Here is an 18,745-nt window from a genome sequence, read left to right as displayed (position 1 = left end):
ATCTCATACAGATTTGTGTACAACTGATCCATGCGCATACTCATGACCGGCGCCGCCGGGAAGGTCGGCACGCTGCTCCGTCCCCGTCTCGCCCGTGAAGGCAGGACCCTGCGCCTGTCCGACCTTCAGCGGGTGGAGCTCGGGGCAGGCGAGGAGCAGGTGATCGCGGACCTCGCCGACGAGGCCGCCATGGCGACGGCGATGAAGGACGTCGACGCCGTGATCCACCTGGGCGGGCAGAGCCGCGAGCATCCATGGGCCGACATCGTCAGGTCCAACATCGACGGCATGTACGTGCTGATGGAGGCCGCCAGGAAGGCAGGGGTGGCGCATCTGGTGCTGATGGGCAGCCATCACGCGGCCGGCTTCCACACCCGGCCGCCGTCCGGCGAGGAACTGCCGGACTACGCCTTCCCCCGGCCCGACACCTTCTACGGGGTGAGCAAGGTCGTCATGGAGGGGATGGCCAGCCTCTACCACGACAGGTTCGGCATGAACGTGACCGTGATCAGGCTCGGCACCTGCAACGACGGCCCGTCCGACACGCGCGGCCTGGCCACCTGGATCTCGCCGGACGACCTCACCCGCCTGGTCGAGGCCGCGCTGACCGCGCCCGGCTTCCACGTCGTCTGGGGGGTCTCCGACAACGCGCGCCGCTGGTGGTCGCTGCGGGAGGCCGAGGCCATCGGGTACGTCTCCCAGGACGACTCCGAGTCCAGGGCCGCGGCGCTCATCGCCGAGCACGGCGAGCCGGATCTCAGCGACCCGCTGCACGACCGGGCCGGCGGCATCTTCACGCTGAAGGAGCTCGGCGGCTCCTGGTGAGCGTTTCTGTTTGACAGCCGCCTCGATCGCGCAGATCGGGGCGGCTTTTTGGTTGCCCTGATCGCTTGCTTGAAGGTGCAACCGGTTGTAGAGGTTCATGAGGTGACTCAAAATGTTAAGAACATGTGACAACCCATAAATAGGCACTGACCTGCGAGGATAAACATAACGATATATCGGTAACGGGTTTGTAACGCCTGCAAAGGGTTGACGAATCTTTTACATCCCCTATAGGAATGCGCTATCCGATCCCGCCGTGCCCGGGCTGGACCTGGAAGAGGGATGTATGTCCGAAACGATCTCGCCCCCAGGAAGCCTTCCCCGACCCCCCCATGTGAACGTTCACAAACGGCGGGAGGCCCGTGCGGCCTACGTGTTCCTCGCGCCGTGGTTCCTCGGCCTCTTCGTGGTCACCGTGGGGCCGATCCTGGCCTCGCTCTACCTGTCGTTCACCGACTACAGCCTGTTGGAAGAGGCTCAGTGGGTCGGGCTCGGCAACTACCGGGAGATGTTCTTCGAGGACTCCCGGTTCATCGCCTCGCTCCAAGTGACGACCATCTACGTGGTCGTGTCCGTTCCGCTGCAGCTGATCTTCGCCCTGGCCCTGGCCCTCGCGCTCGACCGGGGACTGCGCGGCCTGTCGTTCTACAGGTCCATCTACTACCTGCCGTCGCTGCTCGGCGGCAGCGTCGCCATCGCCATCCTGTGGCGCAAGATCTTCGGCTCCGACGGCCTCGTCAACGGGGTGCTCGCCCTGTTCGGCATCCAGGGGCCGGGCTGGGTGTCCGACCCCGACACCGCGCTCGGCACGCTGATCCTCCTGCACGTGTGGACGTTCGGCGCGCCCATGGTGATCTTCCTGGCCGGGTTGCGGCAGATCCCGCAGAGCTACTACGAGGCGGCGTCGGTCGACGGCGCCGGCAGGCTCCGCCAGTTCCGCTCGATCACGCTGCCGCTGCTGACACCGATCATCTTCTTCAACCTGGTCCTCGAAGTGATCAAGTCGTTCCAGTCCTTCACCCAGTCGTTCATCGTCAGCGGCGGCGACGGGGGACCTGCCGACTCCACCCTCTTCTACACGCTCTACCTCTACCTGAAGGGCTTCAAGAGTTACGAGATGGGCTACGCGGCCGCCATGGCGTGGGTCCTTCTGCTCCTCATCGCCGGCCTGACCGGCGTGAACTTCCTCGCGTCGAAGTATTGGGTCTTCTATGGCGACACGAAGTAAGCCGATCCCGCTCCTGTTCCGGCCACTGCCGCGCCGGAACCACCTGCTGAAGCACCTGCTCCTGATCGGCTTCGGCCTGATCATGCTCTATCCGCTGCTGTGGATGATCTCCAGCTCGCTCAAGCCGGAAGAGCTCATCTTCCGCGAGCCGGGGCTGTGGCCGAGCACCGTGACGCTGGACAACTACAGCGAAGGCTGGACGGCGCTCAAGCACTCCTTCGGCTACTACCTGTGGAACTCCGCCGTCATCACCGGCCTGTCGGTCCTGGCGAACCTGGTCGCCTGCTCGCTGGCCGCCTACGCCTTCGCCCGGCTGGACTTCCCCCTGAAGAAGATCTGGTTCGCCATCATGCTGGGCTCGATCATGCTGCCGCACCACGTGACGGTCGTGCCGCAGTACATCGTGTTCGCCGAACTCGACTGGATCAACACGATCTGGCCGCTGATCGTGCCCAAGTTCCTGGCCACGGACGCGTTCTTCATCTTCCTGATGGTGCAGTTCATCCGCACCCTGCCCAGGGAGCTGGACGAGGCGGCCGCCATCGACGGCGCGGGCTACTGGCGGGTGTTCCTGCAGGTCATCCTGCCGCTGTGCATGCCGGCGCTGGCCACCACCGGCATCTTCACCTTCATCTGGACCTGGAACGACTTCTTCAGCCAGAACCTGTACCTCACCAACTCCGACAACCTCACGGTGGCCGTCGCGCTGCGTCAGTTCCTCGACTCCAGCGGCGAGTCCTCCTGGGGCCCGATGTTCGCGATGTCGATCGTCTCACTGGGCCCGATCTTCGGGTTCTTCCTGGCGGGACAGAAGTACCTGATCAGAGGCCTGGCGACCACGGGTTTGAAGTAGTTCCTCTGCACCCCCCTGCAAACTCTTCAAGAGGAGGTAGAGCTGTGACCTTCAGCTCTCGCACGACCAAGTGGACGGTCGCCCTGCTGTCGGTTGCCGTGATGACCACGGCAAGCGCCTGCGGCAGCGGCGGCGGCGGCGATGCGGCCGAGGACGGCAAGGTGTCGATCGTCTTCGCCTACTGGGGCAGCGACGCCCGGCAGAAGCTGACCGAGGAGGTCATCAAGAAGTTCGAGGCGAAGAACCCGGCCATCGACGTCGAGGGCGAGTTCTCCAGCTGGGACAACTACTACGAGAAGATCGCCACCAAGGTCGCCGCCGGGGACGCCCCCGACGTGATGAGCATCGAGATCCGCGGCCTCAGCGAGTACGCCGGCCGCGGTGCGCTCGCCGACCTCTCCGGCAAGGTCCCCGCCGCCGACCTCGACCAGCAGGTGCTCGCCAGCGGCCAGCTCGAGGGCAAGCAGTACGCCATCCCGACCGGTGTCAACGCCTTCTCCATGATCGCGAACCCGGCGGCCCTGGAGAAGGCCGAGAAGGAGCTGCCCGACGACACCTCCTGGACCTGGGACCAGTGGGTCGACCTGGCCAAGGAGATCTCGGCCACCGGCGGCGTCACCGGTGCCGAGTACAACTTCAACCCCGCCTTCCTGCAGATCTACGCCGCCCAGCGCGGCGAGAAGTTCTACGACGGCAACAAGATCGGCATGTCGGCGGACACCATCAAGTCCTGGTGGGCCATCCATCAGGAGCTGATCGAGACCAAGGGCTCGCCCGACGCCGCCAAGAGCGCGGAGATCGGCGCGACCGGCCCCGAGCAGTCACTCCTCGGCACCAGCACCGGCGCCATGGGCATGTGGTGGAGCAACCAGCTCAACGCCCTGGCCAAGTCGGCCGGGCAGGAGATGACCCTGTTGCGGATGCCCAAGACGGAAGGGGCCACCACCGGCGGGATGTTCCTGCAGCCCGCCATGTTCTACACCGCCTCGGCCAAGTCCGAGCACCCCGCCGAAGCGGCCAAGCTGATCGACTTCCTGGTGAACGACCCGGACGCCGCCGCCACTCTGCTGAGCGACCGTGGCCTGCCCACCAACGCCAAGGTGCTCGCCGCCGTCAAGGACAAGCTGCCGGAGGTCGACCAGAAGACGCTGACCTTCATCGACGAGGTCAAGGGCGAGCTGAGCCCGATCCAGGCGCCGCCGAAGGGCGCGCTGGAGATGGAGGACATCCTCAAGCGCAACTCCGAGGAGGTCATGTTCGGCAAGGCGACACCGGACGCCGCCGCCCAGAAGTTCCTGTCGGAGGCGAACGCCGCCATCGCAGGCTGACCCACTTGAGTTGACCCACCATGGCCGGGGGCCTGCCGAGGCCCCCGGCCGTCACCACGATCGGGGAGAGACAGTTGAGCAAGAAATATGCCCTTGTCGGCCTTGGCCACCGCGCGCAGATGTACGTTGACGCCCTGCTGGGGGACTGGCAGGACACCGGCACGATCGTCGCGTTGTGCGACACCAACCAGACCCGGATGAGCTACTACGCCGAGCAGATCGGCGGCCAGGTGCCGTGTTTCGACCCTCAGGAGTACGGCAAGGTGCTGGAGATGGCCGACGCCGTCGTGGTCTGCACGGTGGACGCCACCCACGCCCGCTACGTGGTCGCCGCCCTGGACGCCGGGCTCGACGTGGTCGTGGAGAAGCCGCTCACCGTCGACGCGGAAAGCTGCCAGGCCATCGCCGAGGCCGCCGAGCGCGGCACGGGCGAGCTGGTGGTGACGTTCAACTACCGCTACTCACCGCGTAACTCGGCCGTCAAGCGGCTGATCAGCGAGGGGGCGATCGGCGACATCACCTCCGTGCACTTCGAGTGGACCCTCGACACCATCCACGGCGCCGACTACTTCCGCCGCTGGCACCGCGACCGCGCCAACTCCGGCGGGCTGCTGGTGCACAAGTCCACCCACCACTTCGACCTGGTCAACTGGTGGCTGGGCGTGGCCCCCGAGCTCGTCTTCGCCCAGACCGACCTGCGCTTCTACGGCGACGCCCTGCCCCGGGGCGAGCGCCCGGCCCGCGGCCAGGGCGCCCCGGAGCTGGGCAGCGACCCGTTCATCCTGGACATCTCCACCGACGAACGGCTCAAGCGCCTCTACCTGGACGCCGAGCACGAGGACGGCTACATCCGCGACCAGGACGTCTTCGCCCCCGGCGTGAACATCGACGACAACATGTCGGTCCTGGTCCGCTACGCCAACCGGGCCACCCTCACCTACTCGCTCACCGCGCACGCCCCGTCCGAGGGCTACCGGGTGGCCTTCAACGGCACCCAGGGCCGGATCGAGCTGGAGGTCTGCGAGCGGTCCTGGACCCCGCCGCACGCGGCCATCGACCCGAGCGCCGCGAGCAAGGAGCACGCGGCCGAGTCGTGGGAGCGGCTCACCCTGCACCGGCACTGGCAGGAGCGCGAGGAGGTGCCGATCGAGCAGGGCGCCGGCGGCCACGGCGGGGGCGACCGGCTGCTGCTGAACGACGTCTTCCGCGGCCCCGGCGACGACCCGCTCGGCCGCCCCGCCGGCTACCGCGACGGCATCCGCAGCGTGCTCGTCGGCGTCGCCGCCAACCGCTCCGCCGCCACCGGGCAGCCCGTCCACCTCACCGCCGACGGCACCCGTCTGGCCGATGCGTGAGCCGTACCGACCACTGAAACGCGGCGTGGCCGAGCTGCGTCACCTCGGCGAGTTCTCCGGGCTCGCCGAGGTGGCGGTGCGGCAGCGCGGCGTCTTTCCCGACGCCGCCCCCGGGCCGGTGCTCAGCGGGCGGGCCCGGGACGTGATCGGCGTGCTCGACCTCACCGCCGAGGACGTCAGGGTCGAACGTACGTGGACCGCGGGCGACCTGGCCGGTGAGGAGCTCTCCTGGTCGGTCGGGTACGGCCCGCGTACGCACGCGTACCTGCTGAGGCCGCGCGAGGCCACCGGTCCGCTGCCCGGCGTGCTGGCGCTGCACTGTCACGCGGGCATGAAGTGGGCGGGCAAGGAGAAGATCGCCGACGGCCCCGAGCCGCCCACGCCCGAGGTCCTGCGGCTGCGCGAGCAGATCTACGGCGGCCGCGCCTATGCCTGTGAGCTGGCCAGACGCGGCTTCACCGTGCTGGCGCACGACGTCATCGGCTGGGGCAGCCGCAGGTTCCCCCTGGCGGACATGCCCCGGTCGATCACCGCGCAGACCGCCGGCCCTTCGCCGTCACCCGCCGGTCGCGACGACGTGCCGGCCGGACTCCCGCTGTCACCCGCCGATCGGTACGACGTGGCGGCCGGGCCGCACGAGCACGTCCTGGAGAAGTACTGCACGTTGCTCGGCACGTCGCTGGCCGGTGTCGTGGCGGGTGAGGACCTGGCCGCGGCGGCCTACCTGCGGTCCAGGGGCGACGTGCGCTCGGTGGGCTGTGTGGGTCTGTCAGGGGGCGGGCTGCGGGCCGGTCTGCTCGGCGCGTTCGACCCGGACGTCAGCGCGGTGGTGATCGCCGCGATGGTGTCCTCCTACCGCGACCTGCTCGACGGCTACGTCGCCTCGCACACCTGGATGTTCTACCCGCCGGGCCTGTCCCGGCTGTGCGACTGGCCCGCCCTGGTGGCCGCCCGTGCGCCGCGACCGCTGCTCGTGCAGTACGCCGGGCGGGACGAGCTGTTCCCGCCCGAGGGGATGCGCCGGGCGCACGAGGCCCTCTCCCGCCGCTACCCGGACGGCGGCTACGAGGGCGTCTTCCACGACGCCCCGCACGCCTTCACCGCCGCCATGCAGGAGCAGGCCTTCACCTGGCTCACCGCCCGGCTCAGCTGAACCGGCTCGGCTGAACCGGCTCAGAGGCCGGTGGCCAGGGCGGCGGCCTCCTGACGGGACAGCCGGCCGTCGGCCACCACGACGGTGACGCGGCGGGCCAGCTCCTCGGCGAACTCCAGCGGCGTGTCCCAGGCCGGCGCCGTCCCCACCCCCGGATACTCGGCGACCCTGACGAACCACGGATCGTCGTCCTGCGCGAACAGCAGCGTCCAGTCGTCGGCCGCCAGCGCCAGCCACGGCGCGCGCGAGCCGTGCACCCGCTCCTCGCCCTCGGCGTCGGCGGTGAACACTCGCAGCCCCGCCGTGCCGGCCGGCGCCCGCCAGAAGAAGCCGCCGTACCCCGCCCCCACCCGCCCCTTGGTGGCCGAGCTGCGCACGCTCAGCGGGCCGCCGGTGAGGTTGCGCAGGGTGAACGCGAAGTCCAGCGCCCACCCCCGCGCCGTGGGCGCCGCTCGCACGGTCCGCTCCTCACGCACCAGCGGCTCCTCGCCGGGCCGCTCCCACACCAGCGTCTCGGTGAACCCCGAGGCGTCGCGGGCGGTGAACGACACATGCCGTTGGACGCCGTGGTCGTCGAGCCAGGCGGGCCCCTGGTCGCGGACGTAGGTGCGCCCGCCCCAGAAGTTGCGCCCGCCCAAATCGGTCACGGCCACGCCGGCGCCCAGATGGTGCGGGTGGTCGTCCGGCCGCGACTCGGTGACGACGATGCCGCCGAGTGTCCGTACAGGGTGGAGGAAGGGCCTCGGCGCGGCGGTCAGGGGCAGGTCGGGGGCGGTGGTGTAGTCCGCCACCACCGTGTCCGCCACCGTGAGGGGCACGGCCCAGCTCAGCCCCAGCTCGGAGAAGAGCGTCAGCCGGTCCGCGCAGGTGTCCACCACCCGCGCGATGCCCGGCAGCACCCGCCCCTCGCCGGAGCGGTCCTGGTGGTCGGCGGCGATCGGCAGCGGGTCGGGCGCGACCCTGATGGCCTCCATGACCTCCATGAACGCGCCCGTCCGGTGGATCGGGACGAGCAGCTCGCCGTCGGACCGCAGGTGCTCGACGAGGTTCTCCAGCAGGTCGGTACGGCCGTAGCGGCGCACCGGCCCGTCGTTCACCTGGACCTCGTCCAGGGTGTAGGTGAGCCGGATGCGTCCCCGGTCGCCGTGCACGACCACGTAGGGCTCGTCCCGCTCGGCCGCGCACAGGGTCACGGCCGCCACGATCGGCGGGCCGTCGGCCAGGTGCACGCGGATGGCGGAGGTGTCGTCGGACTCGATGTCGTTGGCGTGGAAGAGCTCGGTCTCCACCGAGGCGACGGCGCCGCGCTCCTCGGCACCGGCGACGGCCAGCGCGGTGGCCAGGGCGTGCGCGAACGGGTTGGTGAGCGCCCCGTCGACCACGTCCACGCCGTCGAGCACCCTCCTGCCCGCCCACGGGCTGCGGGTGAAGTAGGAGGCGGGCCGCGGCCACGCCCCCGCGACGCCGATGCCGGTGACGCGGCCGATCGCGCCGCTCGCGATCAGCTCGCGCACGGCGGGCACCGCGGCCGAGCCCAGGCTCTGGAAACCCACCTGACAGGCCAGCCCCGCCCCGGCGGCGGCCCGCTCCATCCGGTCGAAGTCGGCCAGCGTGGCCGCCGTCGGCTTCTCGACCAGGACGTGCGCGCCCGCCTTCAGCGCGGCGACGGCCAGGTCGGCGTGCGTGGGGATGGGGGTGGCCAGGATCGCGATCCGCGCCCCGGTGCGCTCGATCAGCGCGGGCAGGTCGGCGGATATCTCGGGGGAGCCGAGCCCGGCCAGGCTCTCCTCCTCGACGGGCCGCACGTCGCAGACGCCCACCAGCCGCACCAGATGGGTCAGGCGCCGCAGCCGGTCCAGGTGATGGGAGCCGAAGCCGTGCGTTCCGGCCAGCACGACGCGCATGTCACCTCCAGCGGAGGCCGAGCCCCCGGTGCTCGCCGACGCGCAGCGTCGCGCCGTCCACGTCGACAGGGTACGGCTCGGCGAGCAGCCCGAGCGCGGCGAACGAGGCGTCCTCGACGTCCTCGGCCATGCACGGCAGCGGCAGCGTGAGCGCGAGCTGCCCCGACAGGTCGGGCAGCAGATGCGGGTAGACCGGCAGGTCGTAGGTCCGGGCCAGCTCCACGATGCGCAGGAACGGGGTGATGCCCCCCACCCTGACCACGTTGGGCTGCACGACGTCGCAGGCGCCCGCCGCCAGCAGGTCTCGGAAGCCGTAGACGGTGTAGACGTTCTCGCCGACCGCGATCGGCACGTCCACGGACCGCCGCAGCTCCACGTGGGCCGGCACGTCGTCGGCGGGCAGCGGCTCCTCCAGCCAGTGCAGGTCGTACGGGGCCAGCGCGGCCACGGCGCGGCGGGCCCGGTGCAGGTCCCACCGCTGGTTCGCGTCGATCATGAGCAGCGTGTCCGGGCCGATCACCTCGCGGACCGCGGCGACCCGCTCGACGTCCTCGCGCAGATCCGGCCGGCCCACCTTGATCTTCACACCCGGGTAGCCCGCCGACTTCCACCGGCCGGCCTGGGCGACGAGCTCGTTCAGGGAGTAGTGCAGGTTCACGCCGCTGCCGTACACCGGGACGCCGTCCCTGCGCCGGCCCAGCACGTCGACCAGGCCGCGCTCGCCGCAGCGCAGGTCCCACAGCGCCAGATCCACCCCGGCCAGCGCCACCGTGGTGATCCCGCCGGGCCCCGCCTCGCGCAGGTGCCGCCAGAGCCGGTCCCACACCACCTCCGGGTGCGGGTCCAGGCCGAGCACCGCGTCGCGGATGTCATACTCCAGCAGCGCCCGCACCGCCCGCGCGCCGATCTGCGGCGTCCAGGAGAACCCGGTGCCGGTACGGCCGTCGTCCAGGGTGATCTCCACGACCAGCACGTGGTTGACCGGCACGTCCGGCCCCCACGGCCGGCTCAGCCGGGCCGTGTGGGGGGTGACCTTGAGGTCGCGGATCACGGCTCGCCGACCAGCGAACGTCCGTGCTTGATCAGCGCCTCCAGCTCGGCCACGTCCTCGGGCGAGGCGTCGACCAGCGGAGCCCGCACCGGTCCCGCCGCCACGCCGCCGAGCCGTACACCCGCCTTGACCAGGGCGACGGCATAGCCGGGCACCTTGGCGCGCAGCCGGACGAGCGGCTCGTAGAACTCGGTGAGCAGCTGATGGGCGCCGTTCAGGTAGGCGGTGGCGATGTCCGGCGCGAAGGCGAAGGCGGCGGAGGAGTAGAGCTCGATGCCGAGCCCGCGGTAGGCGCCCATGGTGAGCTCGGCCGTGGGCAGTCCGTTGAAGAAGGTGAAGTCGTCGCCGATCTCCCCGCGCACCGCGAGCACGATGCGCTGCATGAGGTCGATGTCGCCCAGGCCGTCCTTCAGCCCGACCACGCCGGGCACCCGGGCCAGCTCCACCACCTGGGCCGGGGTGAGCACCACGGAGCCGCGCTGGTAGACGATGACCGGCAGGATCGCGGCCACCGCGCGCACATAGGCCACGAAGCCCTCGTGGGTGCCCATGGACAGGTAGGGAGGCATGAGCAGCAGGCCGTCGGCGCCCGCGTCACGAGCCGCCGCCGCCTGGTTGAGCGCGGCGCCGAGCGGTCCGCCGGCCCCCGCGAAGACGGGCGCCCTGCCACGCGTGGTCGCGGTGGCGACCCGGACGACGGTCGCGTGCTCGGCCTCCGACAGGGCGGCGAACTCACCCGTGCCGCACGCCGCGAACACCGCGCCGGGGCCGTGCTCCAGGCCCCGGTCGATGTGCTCGGCCAGCGCGTCCACGGCCGGCTCACCGGACGGCGCGAACGGGGTGACGGGGAAGAAGAGGACTCCGCTGAGGTTCATCCGATCTCCAGTTCGGTACGCCAGCTGCGCTTGGCGATCCAGCCGAGCATGCGCTCGGCCTTGGCCGAGGTGAAGGCGGGGGCGGTGCCGGTCAGGGGGGAGGCGATGGACTCGATGGCCTCGGTTGTCCCGCTGGTCTCGGTGGTGGGCATGACCTCGGGCAGGAGCTCGGCGAGAGGCCGCCTGGCCAGCGCGTCGGCGGCGCCCGTGAAGAACACCTCGCCGTTGGGCAGGCCGGGAAGCCGCTCGATGAGCACCGAGATCATGTCCGAGGCGTCCCTGGCGTCGATGTAGTTGAACAGCGAGACGCCGGCCAGCTCCGGCCGGTCCAGGCGGTCGGCGATCGTGTGGCCCGACTGCGTGGGCGCACCCGCCCACTCCTCGGGAGCCACCACGAAACACGGGCGCACGGCCGCGAACTTCGTCTCCGAGGTGCGCGCGAAGGACACCATGGTCTGCTCCGCCACGAGCTTGGACAGGCTGTAGGAGTTCCACGGCTTGGTGGGGTGCTCCTCGTCGATCGGCAGGTAGCTCGGCGTCCAGCCGGAGGGCGCGCCGTAGCCGATGACGGTGGGGCTGCTGGCCACGACGACGCGGCCGACGCCGAGGCTGCTCGCCGCCTGGCACACGTTGAAGGCCAGCTGGGTGTTGGTGCGGAAGGTCAGCCCGTCGGTCCGGCTGAACGGCGTCGCGATCGCGGCCAGGTGCACGACGACGTCGGGCCGGAAGCGCGCCATCACGTCGTAGGCCTCGCCCAGATCCGTCAGGTCGGCAGGCAGCGTGGCCGCGGCCTCGTCCGGGGTGCCGGCGGAGACGTCGACGCCGATCACCTCGTGACCCGCTTGCGCCAGCGTGGTGACCAGGCTGCGCCCGAGCCTTCCGGCGCTGCCCGTCACCAGTGTTCGTGTCATCCTTGGCTCACCCTCCTGTAAGGGTTCGTGTTACCGCAACCGGTTGCAAAAGTATCGAGGCGGTGTTGGGAGAACGTCAAGCCGCGCTGCTCTCGCCTGCGGGGTGACCCAGGCAGGTGCGAATCGATAAGGTGGGCTTTGGCGGCAGGCAAGGCGTTATCACGGTCCATTGACAGTGATACAAGCGCTTGCATTAATGTACAGGGCATGGTCGGAGGCCAAGCGTGGCGGTGACGATTCGTGACGTGGCGGAGGCGTCAGGAGTGCATGTCTCCACGGTGTCACGCGCTTTCTCCGCGCCCCACCTGGTCAACCCGGTCACGCGCACCAGGGTGCTCGCCATCGCCGAGGACCTGGGCTACAGGCCCAACCGGGCCGCGCGGGCGCTGACGACCGGGCGCACCCACAATATCGGCCTCATCGTGGCCGACATCGCCAACCCCTTCTTCCCGCCCCTCATCAAGGCCGCCCAGGCGCAGGCCAGGATGCGCGACTACCACGTGTTCGTGGCCGACACCGACGAGGACCCGCAGGTCGAGGAGGAGCTGATCCAGACCCTCACCAAGCAGGTCGACGGCGTGCTCCTGTGCAGTCCCCGGCTGACCAACAGGACCATCGAGCGCCTGCGCGAGGAGATCCCGTTCGTCGTGGTCAACCGCAGGGTCAAGGGCATGCCCACGGTCCTGATGGACGTGGGGCGCGGGGTCAGGCTCGCCGTCGAGCACCTCAGCCGCCTCGGCCACCGCAGGCTCGCGCTCGTCACCGGCCCCAGCGGGTCGTGGACCAGCAAGGAGATGCAGGCCGCCGCCGCCGCGATGAGCGAGGCCGACGTCACCTTCCTCGGCCCCAATCCGCCGACCGAGCTCGGCGGCCTGGCCGCCGTCACCGACGTGATCGCCTCCGGCGCGACCGCGGTGCTCGCCTACAACGACCTGGTCGCCATCGGGCTCATCGAAGGCCTGGCCGCCCGCGGCGTGGACGTGCCCGGCGAGATCAGCGTGATCGGCGTCGACGACATCGTCCCCGGCCGGCTGAGCCGCCCCAAACTGACCACCATCGCCATGCCCACGGCGGCGGCCGGCCGCATCGCCGTGGACCTGCTGCTCCAGTCGGTCGACTCCGAGTCGGCCGGCGGCGTCACGGTGCTGGAGACGAGTTTGATCGTCCGCGATTCAACGGGGGAAAACCGCAAATGATCTTCGGAACGCTGCCGTCGGGGGAGACCGTCGAGCGTCATGTCCTGTCGTCCGGCCGGCTGCGCGCCTCGGTCCTCAGCTACGGTGCCATCCTGCAGACGCTCGAAGTGTCGGGCGTCAACGTGGTGCTCGGCCTGCCGACGCTGGAGGACTACCTCACCCGCAGCCGCTACTTCGGCGCGGTGGTCGGCCGCTATGGCAACCGTATCGCGGGCGGCCGCTTCACCCTCGACGGCGTCGAGCACCGGCTGCCCGTCAACAACGGGCCGAGCAGCCTCCACGGCGGCGTCGACGGCTTCGACCGCCGGGTCTGGGCGGTCTCCGGCGTGACCGACTCCTCGGTGACGCTCACGCTGACCAGCCCCGACGGCGACCAGGGCTACCCCGGCACGCTGACCGCCTCGGTCACCTACACGCTGACCGGCGACGCCATCCGGCTGGACTACACCGCCGAGACCGACGCGCCGACCGTGCTCAACCTCACCAACCACTCCTACTTCAACCTGGCCGGCAGCGGCGACGTCCTCGGCCACCTGGTGCGGATCGGCGCCGAGCATTATCTGCCGGTCGACGACGACAAGATCCCCACCGGGGAGCTCGCCCCGGTCAAGGGCACCCCGTTCGACTTCACCGTCCCGCACGCCGTGGGGGCCAGGTTCGACGGCGCCTACGACCACTGCTTCGTGCTGGACGGCGACATCACCGTGGTGGAGCCGGTCAGCGGCCGCACCATGGAGGTGACCACCACCGAGCCGGGCGTGCAGTTCTACGCCGGCGGCATGCTCGACGGCGACGCCACCCCGTTCGGTCCGCACGCAGCGCTCTGCCTGGAGACCCAGCACTTCCCCGACTCGCCCAACCAGCCGGGCTTCCCCTCGACCGTGCTCAGGCCGGGGGAGCGCTACACCTCCACCACCACCTACTCCTTCACGGGCTGATCAGCCGGGCCGGCATGGCCCTGAGCACCAGCAGCGCCACGTCGTCCGTGCACGGCTGGGCGGCGAAGGAGTCGACCGCCCGCCGTACCCTCTCGGCGACGGCGTCGGCGCTCAGTCCCTCACAGCCGGACAGCAGGTGCGCCAGGCCGTCGTCGTCATCGAGAAACCGTTTGCCGTCGCGGCGCTCGGTGACGCCGTCGGTGACGCAGAGCAGCACTTCCTCGGGCGCCAGCTCGAACGTCTCGACGAAGAAGCGGGCGTCCGCCTCGACGCCCAGCAGCAGCTGAGGCGTCGCCATCACCTCCACCTTGCCGCCCGCGCGCAGCAGCAGCGGCGGCACGTGGCCGGCGGAGGCGATCGTGCACAGCGCGCCGCCCTGCGGCAGCGGGGTCAGCTCGCCGCAGAGCAGGCTGAGGAAGCGTCCCTCGTCGCCCTCCTCCAGCAGCCGCTGGTTGAGCCGGTCCAGGATGTCGGCCACGGTGTAGTTCTCCTTGGCGAGCAGCCGGACGGCGTGCCTGGCCAGCCCGGTGACCGCGGCCGCCTCCGGGCCGCTGCCGCACACGTCGCCCAGTGCGAAGCACCAGTGGTCGGCCACCGTGAACAGGTCGTAGAAGTCGCCGCCGACGTCCGCGCCCTCCTCGGCGGGCCGGTAGATGACCGCGGACTCCAGGCCCGGCATCGGCGCCACCCGCATCGGCAGCAGGCTGCGCTGCAGCACCCGCGAGGTGGTCGCCTGGCGGGTGTAGAGCATGGCGGTGTGCACGTTGAGCGCGACCAGCCGGCACAGGTCGGCCAGCAGGTCCGCCAGCTCCAGGGGGAGCGTGGGCTCGCCGCGCCCGATCACCAGCGCGCCATGGGACCTGCCCTGCGTCCGCAGCGGGAAGGACAGGACCGTCTCCTCGCCGACCGGCCAGGTCACCTCGCTCAGCGGCGAGCGCGGGATGGCGGGCAGGGACTTGCGCAACTCGGCGTTGTGCCGTTCCTCGCTGTGCCACACGTGGGCGAGCCTGGTCATGCCCGTCAGGTCGGTCAGGTAGACGGCGGCCCAGGTGGCGATCTTCGGCACCACGAGTTGCGCGGCCAGGGCGGCGAGCAACTCCTCGTCGTGCACGCCCGCGAGCAGCTCGCCCGCCTCGGCGAGGAAGGAGAGCCTGCCCCGATGCGCGCGCTCCTGCTCGGCCAGCCGCTCGCGCTGCACGGTGGCCGCCACCTGTTCGGCGATGTGCAGCAGGCTGACCGTGAGGTCCCGCTCGAACCGGCCGGGCCGGGCGGCGGTCACCGCGAGGTGGCCCACGACCTCGCCCGCCACCATGAGCGGCGCGGACGCCAGCGACCTGGCCTCCAGCCGCTGGGCCAGCTCCACGTCCACGGCGAGCAGGTCGTCGATCAGCGCCGGGGTCTCGCACTTGAGGTCGAACCCGCCCGGGGTCAGCACGCCCACCAGCCCGGCCGTGGCGCCCGCGCCCGCCGCCACGCCGAACCGGTCGCAGCCGTCGGCCCGCAGCAGCACGTAGGCGGCGTCGGCGCCGCTGGACAGCTGGACGATCCGGGCGATGGTGTCGAGGAGCTCGGTCAGCGGCCTGTCCTGGTCGAGCAGGTCCTTGATCCGCCTGCCCGCCTCCCGTCTGAGCGGCACGGGCGGCGAGGCGAGGACGAAGCCGTGCTCGCTGTCGGCCACCATCCAGATCGACCGCCGGTTCTCGGCCGGCCCTTCGGTGCGCAGGTGGGAGATGTAGACGGGGATCGACCGGCCGTCCCGGTGGCGCATCCGGGTCTCGCCGCGCCAGCGTCCCAGGGCGAGCGTCTCGGCCAGCGACAGCGCGTACGGCCCGTGCCCGCGCCAGACGACCAGCTCCTCCAGGGGGCTGCCGGCGACCTGCTCCGCCGTCCAGCCGAGCAGCGACTCGGCGTCGGAGTTCCACGAGACGACGCGCCGCTCGGCGTCGGCGACCACCACCGCGACATGCAGCCGGTCGATGGGCCGGCGGGGCGCGGGCAGGCACGCGGGCGACGACTCCGGCACGTCGGCGAACTCCATCCGCACCCAGACCCGTTTGGCGGTCCTGGTGTAGGTGACACCCCAGGCGTCGGCCAGCATGCCGGCCAGCGCCAGCCCGCGCCCGGAGGTGGCCAGGGGCTCGGCGGGCGGCGGCTCGCCGCCGAGCACCTGCCGCTCCGGGTGGTGGTCGTCGACCTCGATCTCGAGTTTGGGCGGGGTGGCGTTCGCGTCCAGGCGGCAGGTCAGCTCGATGCCGGTGCCCGCGTGCACGACCGCGTTGGTGACGAGCTCGCTGGTCAGCAGCACGGCGTCCTCGGCCAGGTGGCTCAGGCGCCACTCACCGAGCACCTGGCGGACGAATCGGCGCGCTGCCGCTGGGGCATGGGGAGTGCCGTCGAAAGCGGTGCTCGACTCCCGGGTCGTATCCACTGTGCGTCCTAGAACATCACTCGATGTGGCAGTTCGGTCACTCTCAGAGTGGCAGACCGAGAGCCTCTCATACCTGCGGTTGCGAAGAAGGCCGCTCTTCGACGAACGCCCGGCGCGCCCCTGTGCTTTCCCGGGGGTCTCCGACGTACCTTTGGCATCATGGCCACCCGTACGCCGAAAAGCGCATCGAAGGGGCCGGCGAAGCGGTCGCCCTCGTCCCGCTCGACCCCCGCCAAGCGGGGAGCCACGTCGGCGGGGCGGCCCAGGGCGAAGGGCGCCTCGTCGGCACGCAAGCCGTCGATGACCCATCAGGACCCGATCAGCTGGGTCTTCACCATGGTCGGCAAGCTGATCGTCGGGCTGTGGATGCTGCTCGCCAACGGCATCGGCGGCGCCGCGCGGGCCCTCGGCGCCAACGCCCGCGAGCTGGACCCGGCGCACCGGCGCGACGGAGTGGGCCTGGCCGTGCTCGGCGGCGCGATCGTGCTGGCCGCGATGACCTGGCGCGACACCGGGAGCGGGGTCTCCGCCGCCGTCAACACCGTCGTGCACGCCGTGTTCGGCTCGCTGGCCTGGGCGCTGCCGCTGCTGTTCGGCCTGCTGGCCTGGCGCTACCTGCGCCACCCCGACCAGAACGCCGACACCGGCCGGATGGGGATCGGGTGGAGCGCGCTGCTCATCGGCGTCCTCGGCGTCATCCACGTCGCCAACGGCACCCCCTATCCGGCCGGCGACGCCGGCAACACGATGGAGCAGGTGTCGCAGGCGGGCGGGCTCGTCGGGTTCATCGTGTCGGCGCCGCCGATGAGCATCCTGCCGTCGTGGATCACGATCCCGCTGCTGCTGATCCTGTCGGGGTTCGGCGTGCTGGTGATCACCGCCACGCCCGTGCACCGCATCCCCGAGCGGCTGAGCGAGCTGCGGCACATGCTGTTCGAGCGGCACGCCCCCGACGCGGCCCCTCAGCAGTCCAGGAAGCGCCCCAGGCCCAAGAAGCCCACGCCGGAGCCGGGCGAGCTGGTCAAGCCGTACGACACCCCGGTGCTGGCCGAGGACGACCCCAAGAACGGCAAGCGGGAGGGCCACTCGCCGGAGATCGTGCCGGGGCTGACGGACGAGGAGGAGCCCGCGGCTCCGGTCAAGAAGGACCCGCCGCACCCCACGCCCGCGCCCCGCAAGGTCGAGCAGCTGGTGCTCTCTCCGCAGACGGGCCCGTATCTGCTGCCGGACCTGCAGTTCCTCAAGCCGGGCAGTCTGCCGAAGCCGCAGACCAAGGCCAACACGACCGTGGTCAACGCGCTGACCAGCGTGCTGGAGCAGTTCACCATCGACGCCCAGGTGATCGGCTTCACCCGGGGGCCGACGGTGACGCGCTACGAGATCGAGCTGGGCCCGGCGGTGAAGGTGGAGAAGGTCACCGCTCTCACCAAGAACATCGCCTACGCCGTCAAATCCGCAGATGTACGGATTTTGTCTCCGATTCCCGGTAAGTCGGCGATCGGGGTGGAGATCCCGAACGCGGACAAGGATCTGGTGTCGCTCGGCGACGTGCTGCGCGCCCAGGTGGCGCAGGCCGACCACCACCCGATGATCGTCGGACTGGGCAAGGACGTCGAGGGCCGCACCATCGTCGCCAACCTCGCCAAGATGCCCCACCTGCTGATCGCGGGAGCCACCGGCGCGGGCAAGTCCGTCTGCGTCAACGGGCTCATCACCTCGATCCTCATGCGCGCCACGCCCGACGAGGTGCGCATGGTCCTGGTCGACCCCAAGCGCGTCGAGCTGTCGGTCTACGAGGGCATCCCCCACCTGATCACCCCCATCATCACCAACCCGAAGAAGGCCGCCGAGGCCCTCGAATGGGTGGTGGGGGAGATGGACCGGCGCTACGACGACCTGGCCGCCAGCGGGTTCAGGCACGTCGACGAGTTCAACGCGGCCGTCAAGGCGGGCAAGCTGGTGCCGCCGCCCGGCAGCGAGCGCGTCTACCAGCCCTACCCCTACCTCCTGGTGATCGTCGACGAGCTGGCCGACCTCATGATGGTCGCCCCGCGCGACGTCGAGGACTCCATCGTCCGCATCACCCAGCTCGCCCGCGCCGCCGGCATCCATCTCGTCATCGCCACCCAGCGGCCCTCCGTGGACGTGGTCACCGGCCTGATCAAGGCCAACGTGCCGTCCCGGCTGGCGTTCGCGGTCTCCTCGCTCACCGACTCGCGGGTCATCCTCGACCAGCCGGGCGCCGACAAGCTGGTCGGCCAGGGTGACGCGCTGTTCCTGCCGATGGGGGCCAGCAAGCCGATCCGCATCCAGAACGCGTTCGTCTCGGAGAAGGAGACCGCCGAGATCGTCGCGCACTGCAAGACGCAGATGCAGGCCGAATACCGCGACGACGTGGCCGCCGCGCCGGTCAAGCGGGAGATCGACGAGGACATCGGCGACGATCTCGACCTGGTGATCCAGGCGGCGGAGCTGATCGTGAGCACCCAGTTCGGCTCCACCTCGATGCTGCAGCGCAAGCTGCGCGTCGGCTTCGCCAAGGCGGGGCGGCTGATGGACCTGCTCGAAAGCCGCAACGTGGTCGGCCCCAGCGAGGGTTCGAAGGCGCGCGAGGTGCTGGTGAAGCCGGATGATCTACCAGGTTTGCTGGCCGACCTGCGTGGCGAATGACCCCAATGCCGACTTCCCCGACGGTAACTG

14 protein-coding genes are annotated in these 18,745 nt (G+C 70.6%); 9 read left to right on the top strand and 5 right to left on the bottom strand.

Annotation, left to right across the window (positions count from 1 at the left end; genetic code table 11):
• Positions 1–30: 30 nt before the first annotated feature.
• From ACTMTF_RS10905 to ACTMTF_RS10880, 6 genes are all read left to right on the top strand, one after another.
• Positions 31–825, top strand: a complete 795-nt coding sequence (locus ACTMTF_RS10905; RefSeq protein WP_441110483.1) for an NAD-dependent epimerase/dehydratase family protein — start codon at positions 31–33, stop codon at positions 823–825.
• Between the two features lie 286 nt (positions 826–1,111).
• Positions 1,112–2,053: a carbohydrate ABC transporter permease gene (locus ACTMTF_RS10900; RefSeq protein WP_441110482.1), complete on the top strand. Its 942-nt coding sequence runs from the start codon at positions 1,112–1,114 to the stop codon at positions 2,051–2,053.
• On the top strand, positions 2,037–2,906 hold the full coding sequence (locus tag ACTMTF_RS10895) for a carbohydrate ABC transporter permease (RefSeq protein WP_441110481.1): 870 nt from the start codon (positions 2,037–2,039) through the stop codon (positions 2,904–2,906). The genes ACTMTF_RS10900 and ACTMTF_RS10895 overlap by 17 nt, the downstream gene beginning before the upstream one ends.
• Before the next feature lie 44 nt (positions 2,907–2,950).
• Complete coding sequence (locus ACTMTF_RS10890) at positions 2,951–4,234, top strand: ABC transporter substrate-binding protein (protein WP_441110480.1); 1,284 nt, start codon at positions 2,951–2,953, stop codon at positions 4,232–4,234.
• 74 nt (positions 4,235–4,308) lie between these two features.
• Entirely contained in the window at positions 4,309–5,589 is a 1,281-nt protein-coding gene (locus ACTMTF_RS10885; protein WP_441110479.1) for a Gfo/Idh/MocA family protein, read from the top strand.
• Positions 5,582–6,742: a hypothetical protein gene (locus tag ACTMTF_RS10880; protein ID WP_441110478.1), complete on the top strand. Its 1,161-nt coding sequence runs from the start codon at positions 5,582–5,584 to the stop codon at positions 6,740–6,742. The genes ACTMTF_RS10885 and ACTMTF_RS10880 overlap by 8 nt, the downstream gene beginning before the upstream one ends.
• Before the next feature lie 20 nt (positions 6,743–6,762).
• On the opposite strand, the gene ACTMTF_RS10875 is transcribed toward ACTMTF_RS10880, so the two are convergent.
• The 4 genes from ACTMTF_RS10875 to ACTMTF_RS10860 are packed head-to-tail and all read right to left on the bottom strand — an operon-like array spanning position 6,763 to position 11,483.
• Entirely contained in the window at positions 6,763–8,646 is a 1,884-nt protein-coding gene (locus ACTMTF_RS10875; protein ID WP_441110477.1) for a DUF6807 family protein, read from the bottom strand.
• A 1-nt stretch (position 8,647) separates the two neighbouring features.
• Positions 8,648–9,694 (bottom strand): mandelate racemase/muconate lactonizing enzyme family protein, encoded by a 1,047-nt coding sequence (locus ACTMTF_RS10870; RefSeq protein ID WP_441110638.1) that lies wholly within the window; start codon positions 9,692–9,694, stop codon positions 8,648–8,650.
• A complete protein-coding gene (locus ACTMTF_RS10865; RefSeq protein ID WP_441110476.1) occupies positions 9,694–10,572 on the bottom strand; it encodes a 5-dehydro-4-deoxyglucarate dehydratase in 879 nt (292 codons plus the stop codon). The genes ACTMTF_RS10870 and ACTMTF_RS10865 overlap by 1 nt, the downstream gene beginning before the upstream one ends.
• On the bottom strand, positions 10,569–11,483 hold the full coding sequence (locus tag ACTMTF_RS10860) for an NAD-dependent epimerase/dehydratase family protein (protein ID WP_441110475.1): 915 nt from the start codon (positions 11,481–11,483) through the stop codon (positions 10,569–10,571). The genes ACTMTF_RS10865 and ACTMTF_RS10860 overlap by 4 nt, the downstream gene beginning before the upstream one ends.
• A gap of 224 nt (positions 11,484–11,707) precedes the next feature.
• Here ACTMTF_RS10860 and ACTMTF_RS10855 point away from each other — a divergent pair, with 224 nt between their 5' ends.
• Both ACTMTF_RS10855 and ACTMTF_RS10850 read left to right on the top strand, forming a co-directional pair.
• The gene (locus ACTMTF_RS10855) at positions 11,708–12,679 is read left to right on the top strand and encodes a LacI family DNA-binding transcriptional regulator (RefSeq protein ID WP_397009213.1); all 972 of its coding nucleotides are present in this window, start codon (positions 11,708–11,710) and stop codon (positions 12,677–12,679) included.
• A complete protein-coding gene (locus tag ACTMTF_RS10850) occupies positions 12,676–13,617 on the top strand; it encodes an aldose epimerase family protein (protein ID WP_441110474.1) in 942 nt (313 codons plus the stop codon). The genes ACTMTF_RS10855 and ACTMTF_RS10850 overlap by 4 nt, the downstream gene beginning before the upstream one ends.
• On the opposite strand, the gene ACTMTF_RS10845 is transcribed toward ACTMTF_RS10850, so the two are convergent.
• On the bottom strand, positions 13,607–16,045 hold the full coding sequence (locus ACTMTF_RS10845; RefSeq protein ID WP_441110473.1) for a SpoIIE family protein phosphatase: 2,439 nt from the start codon (positions 16,043–16,045) through the stop codon (positions 13,607–13,609). The genes ACTMTF_RS10850 and ACTMTF_RS10845 overlap by 11 nt on opposite strands.
• A 159-nt stretch (positions 16,046–16,204) precedes the next feature.
• On the opposite strand from ACTMTF_RS10845, the gene ACTMTF_RS10840 reads away from it, so the two are divergent.
• Entirely contained in the window at positions 16,205–18,715 is a 2,511-nt protein-coding gene (locus ACTMTF_RS10840) for a DNA translocase FtsK 4TM domain-containing protein (RefSeq protein ID WP_441110472.1), read from the top strand.
• Positions 18,716–18,745: the final 30 nt, after the last annotated feature.

It is taken from the genome of Nonomuraea sp. ZG12, from assembly GCF_052068115.1.
Classification (GTDB): domain Bacteria; phylum Actinomycetota; class Actinomycetes; order Streptosporangiales; family Streptosporangiaceae; genus Nonomuraea.
Note: the sequence above shows the minus strand (reverse complement) of the source record. Positions and strands in the feature narration are given on the sequence as shown.

Coding starts and splice junctions, on each gene's coding strand:
- ACTMTF_RS10905 (WP_441110483.1), top strand. CDS start 31: ATGCGCATACTCATGACCGGCGCCGCCGGGAAGGTCGGCACGCTGCTC.
- ACTMTF_RS10900 (WP_441110482.1), top strand. CDS start 1,112: ATGTCCGAAACGATCTCGCCCCCAGGAAGCCTTCCCCGACCCCCCCAT.
- ACTMTF_RS10895 (WP_441110481.1), top strand. CDS start 2,037: ATGGCGACACGAAGTAAGCCGATCCCGCTCCTGTTCCGGCCACTGCCG.
- ACTMTF_RS10880 (WP_441110478.1), top strand. CDS start 5,582: ATGCGTGAGCCGTACCGACCACTGAAACGCGGCGTGGCCGAGCTGCGT.
- ACTMTF_RS10875 (WP_441110477.1), bottom strand. CDS start 8,646: ATGCGCGTCGTGCTGGCCGGAACGCACGGCTTCGGCTCCCATCACCTG.
- ACTMTF_RS10865 (WP_441110476.1), bottom strand. CDS start 10,572: ATGAACCTCAGCGGAGTCCTCTTCTTCCCCGTCACCCCGTTCGCGCCG.
- ACTMTF_RS10860 (WP_441110475.1), bottom strand. CDS start 11,483: ATGACACGAACACTGGTGACGGGCAGCGCCGGAAGGCTCGGGCGCAGC.
- ACTMTF_RS10850 (WP_441110474.1), top strand. CDS start 12,676: ATGATCTTCGGAACGCTGCCGTCGGGGGAGACCGTCGAGCGTCATGTC.
- ACTMTF_RS10840 (WP_441110472.1), top strand. CDS start 16,205: ATGGCCACCCGTACGCCGAAAAGCGCATCGAAGGGGCCGGCGAAGCGG.